Annotated in this window: 16 protein-coding genes; 4 read left to right on the top strand and 12 right to left on the bottom strand. The window is 63.1% G+C overall.

Annotated features, from left to right (window positions below):
* Window positions 1-11: 11 nt before the first annotated feature.
* Window positions 12-1,340 carry a M28 family peptidase gene (locus tag HRF45_04655; protein MEP0765817.1) on the bottom strand — a complete coding sequence of 443 codons (1,329 nt, stop codon included), beginning with the start codon at window positions 1,338-1,340 and terminating at the stop codon, window positions 12-14.
* A 65-nt stretch (window positions 1,341-1,405) separates the two neighbouring features.
* Between HRF45_04655 and HRF45_04650 the strand changes: the two genes are divergently transcribed.
* The 4 genes from HRF45_04650 to HRF45_04635 all read left to right on the top strand — a co-directional run bounded on the left by HRF45_04650 (window position 1,406) and on the right by HRF45_04635 (window position 5,904).
* Window positions 1,406-2,374, top strand: coding sequence for an FAD:protein FMN transferase (locus tag HRF45_04650; protein ID MEP0765816.1), 969 nt, complete (start codon window positions 1,406-1,408; stop codon window positions 2,372-2,374).
* 64 nt (window positions 2,375-2,438) lie between these two features.
* Window positions 2,439-3,749, top strand: a complete 1,311-nt coding sequence (locus tag HRF45_04645; protein ID MEP0765815.1) for a Gfo/Idh/MocA family oxidoreductase — start codon at window positions 2,439-2,441, stop codon at window positions 3,747-3,749.
* Window positions 3,746-5,065 (top strand): Gfo/Idh/MocA family oxidoreductase, encoded by a 1,320-nt coding sequence (locus HRF45_04640; protein ID MEP0765814.1) that lies wholly within the window; start codon window positions 3,746-3,748, stop codon window positions 5,063-5,065. Before HRF45_04645 ends, HRF45_04640 begins: the two co-directional genes overlap by 4 nt.
* Window positions 5,066-5,145: 80 nt before the next feature.
* On the top strand, window positions 5,146-5,904 hold the full coding sequence (locus HRF45_04635; protein MEP0765813.1) for an alpha/beta fold hydrolase: 759 nt from the start codon (window positions 5,146-5,148) through the stop codon (window positions 5,902-5,904).
* Between the two features lie 432 nt (window positions 5,905-6,336).
* Here HRF45_04635 and HRF45_04630 read toward each other — a convergent pair whose 3' ends face one another.
* From HRF45_04630 to HRF45_04580, 11 genes are all read right to left on the bottom strand, one after another.
* Complete coding sequence (locus tag HRF45_04630; GenBank protein MEP0765812.1) at window positions 6,337-7,371, bottom strand: XdhC family protein; 1,035 nt, start codon at window positions 7,369-7,371, stop codon at window positions 6,337-6,339.
* Complete coding sequence (locus HRF45_04625) at window positions 7,368-9,185, bottom strand: bifunctional homocysteine S-methyltransferase/methylenetetrahydrofolate reductase (GenBank protein MEP0765811.1); 1,818 nt, start codon at window positions 9,183-9,185, stop codon at window positions 7,368-7,370. The genes HRF45_04630 and HRF45_04625 overlap by 4 nt, the downstream gene beginning before the upstream one ends.
* A 24-nt stretch (window positions 9,186-9,209) precedes the next feature.
* A complete protein-coding gene (ilvC, locus tag HRF45_04620) occupies window positions 9,210-10,172 on the bottom strand; it encodes a ketol-acid reductoisomerase (GenBank protein MEP0765810.1) in 963 nt (320 codons plus the stop codon).
* Window positions 10,173-10,430: 258 nt separating this feature from the next.
* The gene (locus tag HRF45_04615; GenBank protein MEP0765809.1) at window positions 10,431-10,901 is read right to left on the bottom strand and encodes a chemotaxis protein CheX; all 471 of its coding nucleotides are present in this window, start codon (window positions 10,899-10,901) and stop codon (window positions 10,431-10,433) included.
* Between the two features lie 13 nt (window positions 10,902-10,914).
* Window positions 10,915-11,280, bottom strand: coding sequence for a response regulator (locus tag HRF45_04610; GenBank protein ID MEP0765808.1), 366 nt, complete (start codon window positions 11,278-11,280; stop codon window positions 10,915-10,917).
* Window positions 11,262-12,077 (bottom strand): protein-glutamate O-methyltransferase CheR, encoded by an 816-nt coding sequence (locus HRF45_04605; protein MEP0765807.1) that lies wholly within the window; start codon window positions 12,075-12,077, stop codon window positions 11,262-11,264. Before HRF45_04605 ends, HRF45_04610 begins: the two co-directional genes overlap by 19 nt.
* Window positions 12,070-13,131, bottom strand: coding sequence for a chemotaxis response regulator protein-glutamate methylesterase (locus HRF45_04600; GenBank protein MEP0765806.1), 1,062 nt, complete (start codon window positions 13,129-13,131; stop codon window positions 12,070-12,072). The genes HRF45_04605 and HRF45_04600 overlap by 8 nt, the downstream gene beginning before the upstream one ends.
* A gap of 8 nt (window positions 13,132-13,139) precedes the next feature.
* A complete protein-coding gene (locus tag HRF45_04595) occupies window positions 13,140-13,994 on the bottom strand; it encodes an HDOD domain-containing protein (GenBank protein MEP0765805.1) in 855 nt (284 codons plus the stop codon).
* 9 nt (window positions 13,995-14,003) lie between these two features.
* Window positions 14,004-14,528: a chemotaxis protein CheD gene (locus HRF45_04590; protein MEP0765804.1), complete on the bottom strand. Its 525-nt coding sequence runs from the start codon at window positions 14,526-14,528 to the stop codon at window positions 14,004-14,006.
* The gene (locus tag HRF45_04585; GenBank protein ID MEP0765803.1) at window positions 14,525-15,145 is read right to left on the bottom strand and encodes a chemotaxis protein CheC; all 621 of its coding nucleotides are present in this window, start codon (window positions 15,143-15,145) and stop codon (window positions 14,525-14,527) included. Before HRF45_04585 ends, HRF45_04590 begins: the two co-directional genes overlap by 4 nt.
* 921 nt (window positions 15,146-16,066) lie before the next feature.
* On the bottom strand, window positions 16,067-17,314 hold the full coding sequence (locus HRF45_04580) for a Gfo/Idh/MocA family oxidoreductase (protein ID MEP0765802.1): 1,248 nt from the start codon (window positions 17,312-17,314) through the stop codon (window positions 16,067-16,069).
* Between the last annotated feature and the right edge of the window lie 40 nt (window positions 17,315-17,354).

Below are 17,354 nucleotides of genomic sequence, written 5' to 3'. Positions count from 1 at the left end.
ACTCTCCTACTTCAGTCCTCCAGCCCTTCGTCCAAGCGGGCAAGGAGGCGGTCCTTGAAATACTTGTCCAACTTCGCGCGATGCTCGGGCGAGATCTCCCGGTCGAACGGGAACATCAGCGCCCGCGTAACATACCTGTCGAGCCATCGGCTTATGAAGTCTCCTGCGATCTGGAGGCCCTCTTCTTCGCAGTGCTCGAAGCGATCCTCATCGGTGTGGCCGTAATACAGCAGCGGTCCCGTCCGCGCGAACGACAACGCCGGGACCCCGCCGTCCGAATAGGGTGCGTTGTCCGAGCTGTACACGTCGTCATGCACTACGTGGTACGGCCCGGTCTCCGCGGCCATCAGCCGAATGGATGCACCGAGGTCTGCAGGCCCGGTGTACCAGGCGGCGGAGTTGGCAAGCAGTGATCCCTGTAGGTCCAGGTTCACGCAGAGACGATGCATATCCCACTCGGTCTGTCCGCCTCGGTTCACGAACTCCTTGTCCTTCTTAGCCTCTTTGTCTGCCTTGCGCAGCTCGCGCACCGTGTGGATGCTGCCGTACAGCCCTTGCTCTTCACCGCTGAAGGCATAGAACCGCATCGAGCGAGCCGTCCCGCTCTCCTTCACGTGCCGCGCGACCTCGACTACCATCGCCGCACCTGCGGCGTTGTCCAGCGTGCCCGGACCTTCGTGAACGCTGTCGTAGTGACCGCAGACGACGATGATCTCATCGGCTCGCTCGGATCCTTCGATGTCCGCACGAACGTTATACGCTTGCGCCTCCTCCGATTGCGCCTCCACGGTGACCTTTGCTCGCCTGCCTCGTGCCTCCATAAGGCGGCGGCCGGTCTCGAAGTCCACACGGACCATCGGCACGCTTCCGTACCGCTGTACGACCTCGGGCCGGACGTAGTGGCGCCTAGGGTGTAGATGAAGTTGCGATTCGACGACCACCATAGCCGCCGGCTTGCGCGACATCTGCGCCCGATATTGTTGTAAGCCCAGCTCGCCGAAGATCAGCAGCACTTTGTCGGCCAGGTCCTTGCCGATGTCGCACTCCTGGCCCGTCTCGCCAAAGGTCAGTTCACCCACGCCGGTGTTTAGGCCTGCGGGCGAGCCGAGGTTGCCGATGCAGGGGAACTGTCCGAGCCCGTCCACCTCCAGCTTCTGATGGATGATGCGACGGGAGAGGATCGGGAAGGGCTCGAGCACGGGTTCCAAGCCCCCACGACGGAAGGCTTCGGCAAGATACTCGGCGCCACGCTTCTCGCCTTCGGTTCCTGCGAACCGGGGACCGATCTCTTTGGTAAGCACCTGTACGTCACGAAACGCGTTGCCTGCGCGAAATGCCATGCTCTTGGGTTGTACGCGTTGGCAGACCAATCCTGCCGACAGCCCTACCGTGCCATGATCGCCCTATGGATCTCTCCTTCCGCAGCAACAAAATGGGCTGTGATTTCCACCTCGTGCTCGGCGGGGCGGAGGAGCAGGCGATGATTGACGCCTCGGTGGAGGCGTGGGAGATGCTCGACCGGCTCGACGCTATGCTCAGCCACTACAAGCCCAAGAGCGAGGTGAGCGACCTCAACGCGCGGGCGGGGCACATGCCCGTCCTCGTCAGCCCTGAGTTGCTAGACCTTATCTTGTACGCACGCGACATGTGGATACTGACCGACGGGGCACTCGACATCACGGTGGGGCCGCTGTCGAAGGCATGGGGGTTTTTCTCAGGCGACCTGGGGGAGCCGCCACCCGGGACCATCGAGGCTGCGCGCGCGGCAAGTGGGTTTCAGCGGGTCAGCATAGATGCCGAGCAGCGCCTGGTGGGCTTTGACCGGTCCGGCGTGGAGATCAACTTCGCCGCGCTGGGGAAGGGCTACGCGCTCGACCGCATGGCCGAGCTGCTGCGTTCGCGCCTCATCCCATCCGCTTTCGCCTCGGCGGGGGGCAGCAGTGCGTACGGCTACGGTCGGACCGAGGGGTGGGGTGTAAGGCTCAATGATCCGGAGGATGAACGGCGGGAACTCACTCGTCTTCATCTACGGGACGAAGGTCTCTCAACGAGCGGGCCTTCCCAACAGAGTATCGTTGTTGGCGGCGTGAGGCGGTCCCACCTGATTGACCCGAGAACAGCGGAGCCGAGTACTTCGCCCATCACGGCGACCGTAGTCGCTCCGACCGCCCTCGAAGCCGAGGCTCTGTCCACGGCGGTCGCGGTGTCGGTCGCCCCCGCAAGTGTGCCGGATTGGCTGCCCCGCTACTTGGAGCGAGCCAAAGACGTGCAGGTTTTTCTGGCTTGGCGGGAGCCTGGGCGCACACTCCTGGTACAACTTAGCACAGACAGACAGGGAGCCCTGGCCCGGACGGAGAAAGAGTTCCCGATTTAGGCTGCGTGGCCCCCGAATGTAGCCGCTGACCGACAGTGCAGCCGGACGGATTGGATGTGATCCTATGAACAGCTCATTCACTCGTCGTGAATTCCTCGCGATCTCCGCAGCGTCGCTGGGCACCATGAGCTTCGCCCACCTGAAGTTGCAGAAGGAACCCGAACCCATTGTCGCTGGCTTTATCGGTACGGGAGCGCAAGGCCAAATGCTGCTCGGAAAGTGTCTTCGCGTGCCTGGTGTGCGGTTTGCGGGCATCTGCGACATCTATGAGCCGCACCTGAACAAGGCGCTGCAGGTGTGCGGTGGCACAGCCAAAGGCTACAAGGATTATCGCGAGATGCTGGACGACAAGTCCATCCAGGCGGTGCTCATCGCGACACCCCTGTATCTTCACGCCCCGATGGCCATTGCGGCACTGGAAGCGGGCAAGCACGTTTTCTGCGAGAAGACGATGGCACGCCGACCTGAACAGGCCAAAGCCATGGCCAGAGCGGTGGACCGAACGCGCAAGTGGCTTCAGATCGGCCACCAGCGCCGCGCAAGCGAGCTGTATCAGCATGCCTACGACATGGTGGCGAAGAAGAAGGTGCTTGGCACCGTCACGCAGATCCGCGCAAGATGGCATCGGAACGGTAGCTGGCGCCGCAACGTGCCACCCGAGTACGAGCGGCTGCTCAACTGGCGCCTCTATGACGAGTACTCCGGCGGATTGATGGCGGAGCTCGGTTCGCATCAGATCCACCTGGTCAACTGGTTTACCGATAGCAATCCGATTGCTGTGACAGGCTTCGGCGGCATAGACTATTGGAAAGACGGACGCGAGGTGTTCGACAACGTTTCTGTGGTGTACGAGTACCCGAACGGCCTGAAAGTAGTGTACACCAGCATCACGACGAACCAGTTCGACGGATACGGCGAGCACTTCATGGGTGACAAGGGCACCCTGGAAATCACAGTGGACAAGGGGCTGCTGTTCAAGGAGCCCGCAGCGGAGGCTCCCGCGTGGGCGAGCCTCGCACAAAAGGAACAGGTAGAAGGCAAGGAGGCCATCGTGCTGGACGCATCGGCCACCAAGAAGCGCGTGGAGGGCGAGAAGCACGGTGAGAGCAGCCTTCAGAAGTCCACCGTTGACGACTATCAGTCCGAGCTAAATGACTTCTTCCTGAAGACCGTTCTGCGAAACGAGCGCCCCCTTTGCGACCACGTCGAGGGGTTGCGTACCTGCGTTGCCATCCTGGGAGCAAACACAGCGATGGAGAAGCGGCAGCGAGTGGACTTCAGCCCCGCCGACTTCCAGTACGACACACTGGCACATGTACCCGGCACGCAGCAGGTAGCCGCGGCCGGTCCAAGGGAAAGGATGTCACCAAGATGAGCGATGAACTGAACCGAAGAGAGTTTCTGGAGAAGAGCACTCGAGCTGCCCTAGCCGCCGGGGTGGGGCTGGCCGGTCTTAGACTCGGTGCAACCGAGACCGAAGCCTCGGTGATGACGAAGCGCGTAGGGCCGAACGACAAGGTGGTAGTAGGCGTGATCGGCACCGGGGGCATGGGCCGGGCGGACATGCGATTCTTCATGCAGAACTCGGACGTGCAGATCGGTGCGTTGTGCGACGTGTACAAGCCAAGTCTAGCCGAAGCAGTGAAGATGACAGGGCCAGACGTGCCCACTTACAGCGACTTCCGCCGGGTGCTGGATCGGAAGGACATTGACGCGGTTATCGTGGCGACACCCGATCACTGGCACTGCATGATCGGAGTGATGGCATGCATGGCTGGCAAAGACGTGTATTGCGAGAAGCCCCTTTCGATTGATGTCGCTCAAGGCCGGGATTTCGTGAAGGCCGCCCGCAAGTATAGACGAGTGGTGCAGACCGGCACACAGCAGCGAAGCGGAACGCACTTCCAGAATGCGGTGCTAGCCGTGCAACGGGGAGCCATCGGCAAGGTGAGCTCCGCACAGGTGTGGATCGTCGGCAACCTAACACCCAACGGCATCGGCAACCCACCCGACGAGCCCGCTCCGGCGGATCTCGATTGGGAGATGTGGCAGGGACCAGCCAAGCGGCATCCATACAACAAGAACCGCTGCATCTACAACTTCCGATGGTTCTGGGACTACTCGGGCGGCAAGATGACCGACTGGGGCACCCACCTGATCGACATCATCCACTGGGCGACCGGGGCGGACTACCCACTGGCAGTTAGCGCGAGTGGCGGCAAGTATGTGCTGACGGACAATCGCGAGACCCCAGACACGATGGTAGCCGTCTTTGACTACCCCGGCTTTACGCTGACATGGACGCAGCAGGATGCTAACGGTTACGGCCGCGATGGGCATGGCTACGGCATGCAGTTGCACGGTACCGAGGGGACCATCTTTATAGACCGTGGTGGATGGGCGATCATCCCCGAAGGCAAGCGAATCGAGGCCGCACAGTACGGGGGCTCCCCGCAAAACGAACCCCACGTGCGCGACTTTCTGGACTGCATCAAGTCGCGGAACAAGCCTCGTAGTGACGTCGAGATCTGCCATCGGTCAACGAGTGCGTGCCACCTGGCGAACATCTCGCTCTGGACGAAGCGCAAGATCGTTTGGGACGGTGCGAAGGAAGAGATCGTCGGAGACAAAGATGCTGCCAAGCACCTCCGCCGCCCGACTACCCGACCTTGGACGATGCCGAAGCTGTAGCATGGTGCCGGCTTCCCGCGCTTTCGGACCACAGCGGAGCGATAGCCGCAATCTGCTTTCCGACAGGGTAGCATGGGTACATGATGATGGGGTTGATGATTGCTGCTGGGATGGCACTCCTACCCAAGCCTACCGTGGTCATGATCCACGGTGCAGGTGGTGGGGGATGGGAGTACGACCTTTGGAAGCCGGTCTTCGAAAAGGCCGGGTGGAACGTAACCGCGCCCGACCTACTACCCAACGAGAAGGGGCTTGCCGAGACCACGCTGGATGACTACGTGGCTCAGGTGATCGAGCTGTGCCGCAAGCACGAGCGTGTGGTGCTAGTTGGTGCGAGCATGGGCGGCATGATCGCACTCAAAGCTGCCGAGAAGATACTGCCCGCTGCCGTGGTGCTGGTGAACAGCTCGGCCCCGAAGGGCATACCCGGCAGGGAGAAGCCTGCACGAGGAGTTCCCGATATCATACGCTGGGCCGGCGGCCCCATCGAGGACACACGTGCCGCCATGCCCGACAGCGACGAGGCTACCATTCAGAAGGCATGGAAACTGTGGCGCGACGAATCTGGCAAGGTGATACGTGAGCTACGAGATGGAGTAGATGTGGCAAAGCCCACATGCCCCGTGTTAGTGGTGATCGGTCGCGAGGACGATACGATACCGCCGGAAGTGAGTCGTCGGGTTGCCGAAGCGATGGGCGCGGACGTTCACGAGTACGCTGGGATGAGCCACGTGGGTCCGCTCCTGAGCAAACGCGCGGCCGAGGTGGCCGCTGCCGTCGCCGCCTGGTTGGATGCCCGCCTCCCACCCACACGGGGGCACCCCAACCACTCACCCTAACAGCTCCAGCAGCCAGTCTCCACCGACTGCTCTGCCGTTTGAAGCGCAGCCTCCATCCGAGGGCGGACGAAGGCATGAGAAGTCTCGCCGACTGTCGGGCCGTGCGCAGCCTCCATCCGAGGGCGGATGGAGGCATGAGAGGAACTACCATGATGCTGAGCGCGTGTCTTGCGTCGCGCGTTCACGGGAACGACGAATGAAGCTATGGTTTCGCCCTATCCATCGTCATGCTGAGCCTGTCGAAGCATGACGATGGATGCAGCGAGCGTAGTATCCGGGTGCGGGAAGGTGTGATGGGTGATGCCATGCTTCGACAGGCTCAGCATGACGGTTGCTTCGACACGGACGGCGTGGCGGTATCCCTACGTACCAGCAGCACGGCCTGCGAGCCCCTATACCTCTGCGAGTGTTGTAGGCAGCGGGGCAGTTGTCCTAGGTGGCGGTGCTCAGCGGCTTCGGCCCGCAGCGGGCCAGAAGCGGACCGCGGAGCGAGGCGCGAGTCTGAAGAAGCTCGGCCAGGATCGAGATCGCAATCTCAGTCACCGTCTCTGCCCCGATGGGCAATCCCATCGGCGAACGAACCCGGTCGAAAATGTCTTCGCTGCACACGCCTTGCGCAACGAATTCCCGGCGCATCACCGCAACCTTGCGCCGGCTACCTATCATGCCGATGTAAGCCGCAGGAGAGTGTATCACCGCGCGTAGCACGGACGCATCGTTCCTATGACCACGTGTGACGATGCACAGGTAGGTGTGTTCATCTATTGGCAGACTGCTCGCAGCCACTTCGGGAAGCTCCACGACAATATCGTGCGCAGAAGGCAGTCGCTCGCGATGGGCAAACGTGGGCCGATCATCCACCACGGTAACCTGAAAGTCGCACTTCGCCGCCCATTCACAGATCATGGCTCCGATGTGTCCTGCGCCAAAGACGATTAGCCGGTCAGGAGGCACGACGGGTTCCACGAACACCCGCCTTCCTCCCTCGTCCGCCAACACTTCTCTGCGAGCATGCAGTGCACGGCGTCCCGAATCACTGGCAGTCGTAGGGTCCCATTCCACGCTACCACCTCGCGTTCCTGTCAGCTCGTAGACTAACACGCCGACTTTGCCCTCGGCACGTGCCTGATTGGCAGCACGCAGGGCACTCGCGAAGGTCTCAGGTCGAGGTAGCAAGAGAACCTGTACCCTGCCACCACATATCAACCCATCGTCCCAGCCGAAGTCGTCGTCCATAGAGAACTCGCGGTACACATGCTTCCCGCTCCGCATCGCGTCGAGAGCCAGTCGCCGACACTCGGCCTCCAAGCACCCGCCGCCCAGCGTACCTATCACCCTTCCGTCGGCCAGGAACAGTCCCTTCGCCCCCGGCTGCTGCGGCGCCGAACCGGATTTGGCCACTACCACGCCTAGGCAGAACTCCAGGCCCTCCGCGAGCAGTTTCTCGGCCCACTCCAGCGTGGTCATCTCAGCCCCAGCGCTTCCATGACGGCGGCCGCTACGGTGTAGTTGCCGAATGGTGGCATCAGGTAGACCCCTTGCGCCATGCCCTGCACCTGGGCCACGAAGTCTCGGGCGAGCGCAATGCCGATCTCGCCGGCTTCCGCCTCGTCCGCATCTTCGAGCTGCTTCCGAATCCACTCCGGAATGTGGATGCCCGGCACCTCGTTATGCATGAACTCGGCGTGGCGCGAGCTTCGTAGTGGTAACACACCTATCAGCACAGGTAGACCTGCCCTCGTACACGTTTCCACTGCCCGCTCTGCCGCCACGACGTCGAAGAGCGGTTGCGTGTATGCCGCATGCGCCCCAGCATCCGCCTTGCGATGGAGCCGGTCTTCCTCCAAAGCCATGTCGCGCGCCAGGGGATCGAAGGCGACAGCGATGGTAAAGTTGGTCAGCACGCCGATGCTGTTGCCGGCCATGTCCACCCCTTCGTTCATACGTCGCAACACGCGCACCAGGCCGATGGCGTCCAGATCGAATACGCTTGTAGCCGTCGGGTAATCGCCTATCTGCGCGGGGTCCCCCGTTACCGCCAGGATGTTTCGAATGCCGAGCGCGTGCGCGCCGAGAAGGTCAGCCTGAATGGCGAGCAGGTTTCTGTCACGGCACGAGAAGTGCATCATCACCTCGATACCGCATTGCTCCTGGATCAGGCGGGACACGGCAACCGGGTTCATGCGCAGCCGCGCCCGCGCGCCGTCCGAGATATCAATCACGTCGGCGCCCTTTTCCTTCAGAGCGCGGGCGCCGTGCAGCACCTTGCTCATATCCAGGCCGCGTGGCAGGTCCAGCTCCACCGCCACCAAAAACCGTTTGCCCAGGTCTCGTCCGAACTGCGATCTCTCCGCCTTGGGCAGGGGCTTCGCTTCCTCGCGTTCCCGCGCCAAAGCCACACCCGGTCGGCGGCCCGGCAGTCGCCCTTTCACCAGCGCGCCGACCGCGCGGATGTGTTCCGGAGTCACGCCGCAGCACCCGCCCACGATGCTCGCCCCCGCCTCTGCCAGGCGGGCGCAGTATGTGGCGAAGTACTCGGGCGTGGTGTCGTACATAATGCGTCCACGCACGAGCTGTGGTAGGCCTGGTGTCGGCATCACGCAGATGGGCAGGTCCGTGGCTCCAGCCATCTGCCGCACGACGTCCAGCATTCGCTGCGGCCCGATCGTACAGTTGGCACCAACCACGTCCACGCCCCACGAGGCGATCTGTGCTGCGACCCGCTCCGGCAGCCCGGCCGCCAGAGTGTCCCCATCCTCGATGAACGTCTTGCTGGCGACAAGCGGCTTGTCCGTCAGTTCGCGCGCGACGCGCACGGCGATCCGGAACTCGTGCATGTCATAGAAAGTCTCGAGCAGCAGGCCGTCGGGGTCCTCTTCCAGCAGCGCCTCGATCTGCTCGCGAAAAGCTGCTTCGGCCACGTCATCCGGAATCGAGCCGACGGGAGCGAGCGGTCTGCCGACCGGGCCGACCCCCGCCAGCACGTACGCGTCTCGTCCAGCTGCTGCCCGAGCCAGTCGCACCGCTTGCCTGTTCAGTTCACCTACGCGGTCTTCGAGATCGAAGGGCTGCAGCTTCACTCGGTTGGAGCTGTAGGTGATGGTCTCGATCAGTTCCGCGCCGGCTTCCAGGTACTTCCGGTGCACCTCCACCACCCAGTCCGGGTGCGTGAGGCAGGCCATGTCGAAGGGCGGGTGCAGGCCCATATCTTGGAGCACGGTGCCCATTGCCCCGTCCGCGAGCAGCACTGGGCCCTTCAGGCGTTCTAGCAGAGGTTGCACGGTGGGGGAAATTGTACTCGGCGGCTAACGCCGAAGCCTGCGCGAGACCTTTTCAGCGGGGTGCTGAGCTGCCTGGTCTCGCAATCTCTGCAGGTTGGTCTGGCCGCTCTCCTGCTCAGCCAGCCACTCGCGCGCGAAGGCGCCGCTACGTATCTCATCGAGCAGCTCCCGCATTGCCGCACGGCTCGCATCGCCCACCACTCGAGGGCCGCGTGTCAGGTCGCCGTACAGCGCAGTGTCCGAGATGCGCTCCCTCATGCCTGCAATGCCGTGCTCGTGCACCAGGTCGGCGAGCAGTTTCACCTGATGGATGCACTCGAAGTACGCGATCTCCTCGGGGTAGCCTGCCTCCACGAGTGTGTCGAAGCCCGCGAGCATCAGCGCCGTCAGCCCCCCGCACAGCACCGCCTGCTCGCCGAACAGGTCGGTCTCCGCCTCCTCCCGCACCGTACTCTCCATCACGCCGACTCGCCCGCAGCCGAGCATTTTCGCATAGGCGAGGGCAAGCTGACGAGCCGAGCCGGTGGCGTCCTGGTGCACCGCCACCAACCCGGCAACGCCCGCGCCCTGTTCGTAAAGCGCGCGCATCGTGGGGCCGGCCCCCATCGGCGCCACCAGCACCACGTCCGCGTCGCTGGGCGGCTGCACCACGCCGTACAGCAGGCTGAAACCGTGCGCGAACACCAGCGCCTTGCCTAGTCCGAGCGACGGCCGTACCACGGAGAAAACCTCCCGGTGTGCGCTGTCCGGCACAAGCAGGGCGACGACGTGCGCTTCGCCTGCTGCATCAGCGATCTCGGCAACCGGCAGCCCATCGCTCTCCGCGCGCTCCCAGCTCGGGCCTCGGCGCACACCGATACGCACGTCAACCCCCGAGTCGCGTAGGCACAGCGCCTGCGCCCGTCCCTGTGAACCGTACCCGATAACCGCTACCCGCTTGCCGACCAGCGGCCCGGACGAGATGTCGGCATCATGCAGCATGAGCATGGGAGCAAGGTACCAGAAGGAGGACCCGTCGCGGGGTCGCGGTCTAGGCTCGGATGTCCAATCGGCGTCCCCGTACACCGTCGGGCTCCGGCTCTTGGGCCGGCTGAGGAAGCCGTTCTTGCTGTGCCTTCAGCGCCTTACGAAAGGCACCTACTTGCATCGCCGAGATTTTGGATGCCTCTGTCGCTCGCGGCGGAGACTTTCGAACCCCAGGTTCCACACCGGGATGCTGCGGAGGAGGAGTCGTAGGTTCGATCCTCACGGCTCATACTCCCGAAGGCTCACCGTCAACTCGAACTCGCCTAGCTCACCCAGCGTGAGTGGGATGGCGAGGGCTGGGATATCCAGAGTGGACACCCGCACGTTGGTGCCACGCAGGATGGTGGGCGGAGTGATCGTTGTCCGGACGCCTGCTTCCGCAAGCAGGGTGGCGGCGTTTCCCGTGATCATGTTGCCCAGTTCGGCCACCGCGCTCGCCGCCATTTGGTCGAAGGTCACCACTGGTCGGCCAAGCATCTGAGTGGCGATGCGGTCCGCGGTGATGAGGGACATCCCGTAGATCACCTGGCCCTCGACGGCACCTGCTATACCGGTAAGCACGTTGCATTGCTTGGTCGTGAACATGCAAGGGCGTGCAGAAACCGAACCTCGCTCCGGCTCCACGCGCAGCACGGTCCGGAGAACCGAGACCGCGGCGGCTATGAACGGGTTGATGTGGTCTACCTTCATCTGCAGATCGCCGCTATGCAGCCTCCAGTTTCTGCACCGCCTCGACCACGCGCTCCGGCTGGAAGGGCTTCACGATGAAGTCCTTGGCGCCCGAGGTAATGGCCTCTTTTACCATCGCCTGCTGCCCCATCGCCGTGCACATCACCACCTTCGCGTCTGGATAGCGGGCCTTGATCTCCTTGAGCGCGGTGATGCCATCCATCTCCGGCATCGTGATGTCCATGGTCACGATATCCGGATGCAGCTTCCCGTACATCTCGACGGCCTCGACGCCGTTCGCGGCCTCCCCGATGACTTCGTAGCCTGCCTTTGTCAGGATGTTCTTCAGAGTAACCCGCATGAACAGCGCGTCGTCGGTAATCAGGATGCGCGTAGCCATCTGTCTTCGCCTCGCTTCGGTTTTCGGTACACGAACGGCATATAGGTCTCGAGCCCCAAGTCACGGCATCGCGAGATGCGCTCCGTCGAACCTAGGAACAACACGCCGCCGGGACGCAGTGCCTCTACGAATCCTCGGTAGAGTCGCTGCTTTGCTGCATCGTTCAGGTAGATCGCTACGTTCCGGCACAGGATCAGGTCGTAGTCGGTTCCATACGGGTCCTGCAGAAGGTCATGCCGTCGGAACTCGACCCGGCGTTTTAGGATGGGTTTCGGGACATAACCTTCGCCCCGCTTCTCGAAAAACGCCTCTCGCCGCGCCTCTGAGACAAACCGCATGTCTGCCTCGCTGAACTCCGGGTCGCGAGCACGGTCTAGAGCCTCCTGGTCTATGTCTGTGCCCAAGATGGTATGCCAACCCAACGGCGCGCTCTCCTGAAGCTGCATGGCTAGGCTGTAGGCCTCTGCCCCGTATGAGCAGCCCGCGCTCCAAGCCTTCAAGCAAGAGCGGTCGTTGAGCAAGATTGGCAGGACCGCTCGCTGGAGCTCGTCCCACTTCTCCGGGTTCCGCAACAGCTCGGACACGTTGATCGATAGGCGGTCAATGAACGCTTGCATGCGGCCATCCTCGGCAGTCAGCCAATGCCAGAACTGCTCAGGCCCTTCGACCCCCACACGCTCGGCCATCGAAGCCAGCCTGCGGTCCATCTGCGACGCCCGGTACTGAGTGAGGTCCACACCAGCGTGCTCCCAGACCTTTCGCTTGAAGCGTTCCCACCGCATCCCATTGTCAAGCACAGCGATGCAGGCTCCTATTCATCTGGAGAATGGTCGGCACGATGCTGTCGAGCGGCACGACACAGTCCACACATGCCGCCTCGATGGCCGACTTCGGCATCCCGAAAACCACGCAGCTTTCTTCCGCCTCGGCCAGGGTGAAGCCGCCTTGGGCTTGGATTGCCTGCAGGCCCGCGGTCCCGTCGCGGCCCATACCGGTCAGCACCACTCCCACGACCCGATCTCCAAAGACCTGGGCAGCACTCTGCATCGTGATGTCCACTGCGGGGCGAACGCTCTGTACCGGCGGTTCGTCCGTCAGCACCACCGAGCCATCGGCAGAGACTCGCATGTGGAATCCCCCTGGAGCAAGCAAGGCCTCTCCGGGAGTCACTCGATCTCCGTCTGCTGCAATCCGCACGTGCACAGAGCCGATCCCGGAGAGGCGGACCGCGAGCAGTTCGGGGAATCCGGGTGGCATGTGTTGCACCACTAGTATGGCCGGCCGGAAGCCGTGTGGCAGTGCCCCGAAGACGTGGGTCAGAGCCTTCGGTCCGCCAGTGGATGCGCCGATGACGATCACCTGCTCATCACGCCCCAATGCGGGCGAACCCTGGGAGAGGTCGGCGCGCGGAACCACGAAACTGCGATCCGCCAGCGATCGAAGTCCCGCCGCATCCACGCGAGCAGCAGCGACCACCTTTTCGATCAGTTCGGTTCGCATGGCAGCCATCGCCTGGGCGCCGCCTTGGGGTGGCTTAGCAACGAAGTCCACCGCGCCGAGTTCCAGCGCTCGGATAATGGGTGCAGCACCTTCCATCGTCTGGCTGCTCAGCATCACCACTGGCCTCGGACGTGAGGACATGATGCGGCGGAGAGTTTCGATGCCATCCAATTCTGGCATGGCAACGTCCAGCGTGATGACGTCCGGCTGAAGGCGGGGGATGACCTCCAATGCCTCTCGGCCGTCGGCGGCTTCGCCCGCAACGCGTATGGCCGGGTCGGACTGCAGAAAGTTCGTGATCAGCCTCCGCATGAAGGCCGAGGCGTCTACGACCAATACGCGGATGGGCATCCAAGCACCTACTTCACGACATAAGCGTCGAGAGCTTTGGCAACCGCGGGGTGCATATCGGCGAGCACCCAATCGTAGTCCTCGGCCTCCAGCCCTAGGCGCTGCATGCTCCCCGTGTTGAGGGTGTAGCAGAGCCCGTCGCCACCGAGGCCATAGCCGAGGGTCATCGCCAGCACGTCGGCGATGTGCACGCAGTCTACCAACAGCTCCGGCGGGTCGCAGCGTCCGGGAGAATGGTGATACTGGATTGCCTTCTCCAGCACCTCGGGGAGATTCCACCGCTGCGCTAGGTAAGCTCCTACGTCGCAGTGGTCGAACCCGAACTCCTCGCGCTCCAGTTGGTCGAAGGGCGCCTGCTCTTGCTCGCATCGAACCACGAGGTCCGCAAGGCGAGCCTCCATCCACATGCTGAGCACCACCTTGCCCAGGTCGTGCAGCAGGCCGGCGCTGAACGCCTCTTCGCCGCTCACCTTGCGCGAGCGGGCCGCGAGCAACTGCGCCCCGATGGAAACGGCTATCGAGTGCTCCCATAACGCCCTCGGCGCCAACGCGTAGCCCTTTCTCGGTTGATTCAGCCACGGGAAGGTGGAGGCGACGAGGGCCAGGTGTCTCACTGTCTTCATGCCCAGCATGACTACGGCTTCCTGCAGGCTCGTAATCTTCCGTGGAAGCCCGTAGTAGGCGGAATTCGCCAGTCGGAGCACCCGAGCGGTCAGCGACTGGTCGTACGCGATCTTGCCTGCGACTTTGGACGCGGTGGCGTTGGCATCGCCCGAGAGGCGCACCACCGAGAGCACGGCCTCGGGGATGGACGGGAGGTCGGAGGTCTTGTTGACGATTTCATCCAACGTGAGCGGTACCATCGGTGCCTCCTATGCCGCCCGTAGTGCTTGCCTGCGCAGATTACACAACTCGGTTTCTCCTTGGGTGAACGAGCGTATGCGGACGGAGCCGGTGCCGCTCTCGAACACCAGCGATCGTCCCGAGGCTCCGCCGATATCGGTGGCGACGATGCGGAAGCCCTGCTCCGTCAGAGCCTGTCTCACCGCCTCGCTGTTGCGTGCCCCGATGTCGAGGCGGTTCTTGTCGCCAGACCCGAACTGGAACACTTGCGCGCCCCCAGCGTAGGCGACGGAGGCATCGGCTACGTTGCCTCCGAGGGCTTCCAGTTGGCGCCTGATCTCGGGTACCGCCGTGTCAGCGAACTTGCCCGGCTCTTCCGTCGGTTTTCCGGGAAAGCTGCGAGGAAGCATGATGTGGGCAACGACCGAGACGTCCGCCACAGGGTCCAAGAGGCATACCGCGATGCACGAGCCCAGTCCCAAACACGTGTAGGCGGCGGGCCCTTTGTACGATCTCACTTCGGCCATACCGACATTCACGCTGCGTGGGGTCATGCGGCCTCCTTTCGCACCCCGAGGGCCCGGAACAGCGATTCCAGGCTGCCTTCGGAAGGAATGTAGAGGAAGTAGCCGGTCGCAGCGCGCCCTTCCTCTCGGAAATCGGTGTTCAATGCGAGAACCTCCGACTGCTCGGCCCACGCCTGGCTGACGATGCTTTCGAGCAGCACCTCGGCTCTGTCTACCGCTAGATAGGGTGGCGAGGCGTGGCACGTGCCTGAAGCAAGGCAACCGATGGCGTTCAGAAAGCTTGAAAGCACGATGTTCCCGACTTCCAGCGCAGCCGAGGCGTACATCTCGTCCATCTGCCACACGTTCTCGGGGTGGGAGCCGAGCAGCATGTCCCAAAGCTCCCCGGCAGAGTCCCAACGGAGCATGAGCGCCACGTGCCCGTCGAGCGCTCCGGAAACTGGCATATACAGAGCCAGGATGGCCTGGTCGCTCCCGAAGAAGCCGGGGACTTCGGCAAGACCCACCGCCTGCACGTCCGGCACACTCATCAGGAACTTGCGCTTGGTCATGTCGGCAAGCGTAGTGATCGCATTGCCGAGCCCGATGTTGGTGACTTCCCGGAGGACGTCGAGCTCCGTGTCGGAAAGGCTCTGTGCAGGCATGGAGATTCCCCTCCCAGTTATTCCCATTCTCGGCGCGAGAGGCACTGCGGTGGAGTGCCGGAAAGGTCGGGGCAGCCTGTGGGAGTGAGCCTGGGAACCGATATCGCCTGTCGTAATACCTACGTAGGACATCCGCTCGTCGTCGAAGGTGGTGCTGGAAGTGGAGACGCTCGGTTCTTCACCTGGCTCCCTATGCCCCTGCCTCCGATAGAGGCATAGGGTTGCCTACGGGACTGCACGAGCCGGGTCACGTTTTCTTCTCGCCACAGTGAGGCTGCGTGGCAGGAGCCCCCAAGCCCCTGCCGCAACTCCTCCGCGATCGCCGGGGTACGAAAGGTACTTTCGCCGTCCCGGCGTTGCCCCCGTCCGACGGGACGGCGAAACCACGGGCCACTGTCACCACCAATCCGGTCCGCTGACCTGGATTCCCGCCTTCGCGGGAATGACAACGTGTCACGAAATTAGCAATGACAATGTATCATAGAATTAGCATAGTGTCTTTCATTCCCGCGAAGGGGCCCGTTGAAAAAGCCAAGGAATGCACCCGCGCGGCACGTCCGAATCATGCCCCGGCGCGGTCCTCAGGTTCACAGTGTGCGTTCAGTGGGCGCAGGTCGTCGGACGCGGGCCAGGGCATAGAGACTTTTTCAACAGGCCCGAAGGCGGGAATCCAGATTCGACCCTCGATTGCCTGACCCGCGTCGGCCGACTAGCAGCCACCGAGCCCATGGCTGGAACGTGAGGACCGCCCCGGGGCATCCCATCCCCGCCGTGATACACCCCTGCGCTCACTCAACACGCGCTTAGGCAGAAGCCCAGATCGCGGCGGGAGATGGCCAGATGCGCAAGTAGCCGCCACGGTAGCACGGGCCAAAGCGCGCGAGCAGGCTCGCGCAGCCCCAAGCCTTGTTCCGTAAACCGCTAGGCGGAGGGGCGGACGGCGCAAAGCAGCGCCTCCACCAATCGGTCGTCGGCGTCCTCCGGATGCCTCTTCCTCAGGTCCTGTGCGAACTTACGGAAGGCCGTGGGCGACACGCCCTTCCCGCCCCGAAGCTGCGATAGGTATGCAGCGCCGACGATTACCTGGCATTCCAGGCCGAACGTCTCGTCCGACACGCTACGCGTCCCAGCCCGAATGCACTCTGCAAAGTTGAGAATCTCTCCATAGAAGCTACTCGGCCAGGGCATCCACGTCGGTCCGGTCGCCGCCACACGACGCTCCGCCCCGTTGGCGTCCGTCACGACCGCCCAGTGCTTGCCCTTCTCGTCCTCGTGCATGCGCAGGAAGCCGGTGGTCCCGCACACCATGGTCTCGGGCGAGTCGCGATGGCTCCATGAGCCTTCGACGTGGGCGGTGGTCCACGCCGAGGTCGCCGGGTCCTCGAAACGGATCAGTATGTGCCCGTCGTCCTCTACCCGCACCGAATCGAACTTGCCGTTTATGATTCGCTCCGGCATGCGTACGGTGATGCCGATCGGCTGTGCGGCCTTCACCATCGTGGGCCGCTTCGCGAGGCCGCTGAGGAACCACGCGCCTGCCACTGCGTGGATGCCGCAATCCAGCAGCGCGCCCCCGCCGCCGATACCGCTCTGCCAGAAGTTGGGGTTGCCTTCCGGCCCGCCGTGCGCGGTAGCCAGGTACATCGCAACCGGTTCGCCGATCCAGCCCGCATCAATCAGCTTCTTGGCGGTGTAGTAGAAGGGCTCCCACAGCCAGTTCTCGTTGTGCTGGTACAGCTTGCCCGAGCGCTGCACGGCCTCCATGATGCGCAGGCAGTCGTAGTACGACCGTGCCATCGGCTTCTCGCACATCACGTGGACGCCAGCATTGAGAGCCTCGATGGCCAAGGGGGCGTGATCCTTGGGTTGAGTACAGATGTCCACTGCGTCGAGCTTCTCGTCGGCAAGCAAGGCAGATAGGCTGCTGTAGGTCTTGACCGAGGCCACGTCATTTCGAAGGAGGTCGGCTGTGCGCGCATCACCGGCAGCCTCGGCCTGCTGGGCCTTTTCCTCGTAGAGCTGCCACATGCTGAGCTGCGTGCGACCGATGTTGTCCTCGTTGGGGTCCACGAGGGCGCAAAGCTGGAACTGAGGGATTTCGGGGTAGGCGCGCAGGTGCGCTCCGAAGATGCCGCCCGTGCCAACGCCTGCAATGCGAATGCGATTCATGTCCAATCCTCCGGGGGTACTCTAGGGCCAGAGCTACTCC

This window comes from Fimbriimonadia bacterium (assembly GCA_039961735.1).
Taxonomy (GTDB): Bacteria; Armatimonadota; Fimbriimonadia; order Fimbriimonadales; family JABRVX01; genus JABRVX01.
The sequence above is the reverse complement of the archived record's forward strand: the minus strand, read 5'-3'. Positions and strand labels throughout refer to the sequence as shown.

Excerpts from the sequence above, each read along its gene's own strand:
- HRF45_04655 (MEP0765817.1), bottom strand. The coding sequence starts at position 1,340 with ATGGCATTTCGCGCAGGCAACGCGTTTCGTGACGTACAGGTGCTTACC.
- HRF45_04650 (MEP0765816.1), top strand. The coding sequence starts at position 1,406 with ATGGATCTCTCCTTCCGCAGCAACAAAATGGGCTGTGATTTCCACCTC.
- HRF45_04645 (MEP0765815.1), top strand. The coding sequence starts at position 2,439 with ATGAACAGCTCATTCACTCGTCGTGAATTCCTCGCGATCTCCGCAGCG.
- HRF45_04640 (MEP0765814.1), top strand. The coding sequence starts at position 3,746 with ATGAGCGATGAACTGAACCGAAGAGAGTTTCTGGAGAAGAGCACTCGA.
- HRF45_04635 (MEP0765813.1), top strand. The coding sequence starts at position 5,146 with ATGATGATGGGGTTGATGATTGCTGCTGGGATGGCACTCCTACCCAAG.
- HRF45_04630 (MEP0765812.1), bottom strand. The coding sequence starts at position 7,371 with ATGACCACGCTGGAGTGGGCCGAGAAACTGCTCGCGGAGGGCCTGGAG.
- ilvC (MEP0765810.1), bottom strand. The coding sequence starts at position 10,172 with ATGCTCATGCTGCATGATGCCGACATCTCGTCCGGGCCGCTGGTCGGC.
- HRF45_04615 (MEP0765809.1), bottom strand. The coding sequence starts at position 10,901 with ATGAAGGTAGACCACATCAACCCGTTCATAGCCGCCGCGGTCTCGGTT.
- HRF45_04610 (MEP0765808.1), bottom strand. The coding sequence starts at position 11,280 with ATGGCTACGCGCATCCTGATTACCGACGACGCGCTGTTCATGCGGGTT.
- HRF45_04600 (MEP0765806.1), bottom strand. The coding sequence starts at position 13,131 with ATGCCCATCCGCGTATTGGTCGTAGACGCCTCGGCCTTCATGCGGAGG.
- HRF45_04595 (MEP0765805.1), bottom strand. The coding sequence starts at position 13,994 with ATGGTACCGCTCACGTTGGATGAAATCGTCAACAAGACCTCCGACCTC.
- HRF45_04590 (MEP0765804.1), bottom strand. The coding sequence starts at position 14,528 with ATGACCCCACGCAGCGTGAATGTCGGTATGGCCGAAGTGAGATCGTAC.
- HRF45_04585 (MEP0765803.1), bottom strand. The coding sequence starts at position 15,145 with ATGCCTGCACAGAGCCTTTCCGACACGGAGCTCGACGTCCTCCGGGAA.
- HRF45_04580 (MEP0765802.1), bottom strand. The coding sequence starts at position 17,314 with ATGAATCGCATTCGCATTGCAGGCGTTGGCACGGGCGGCATCTTCGGA.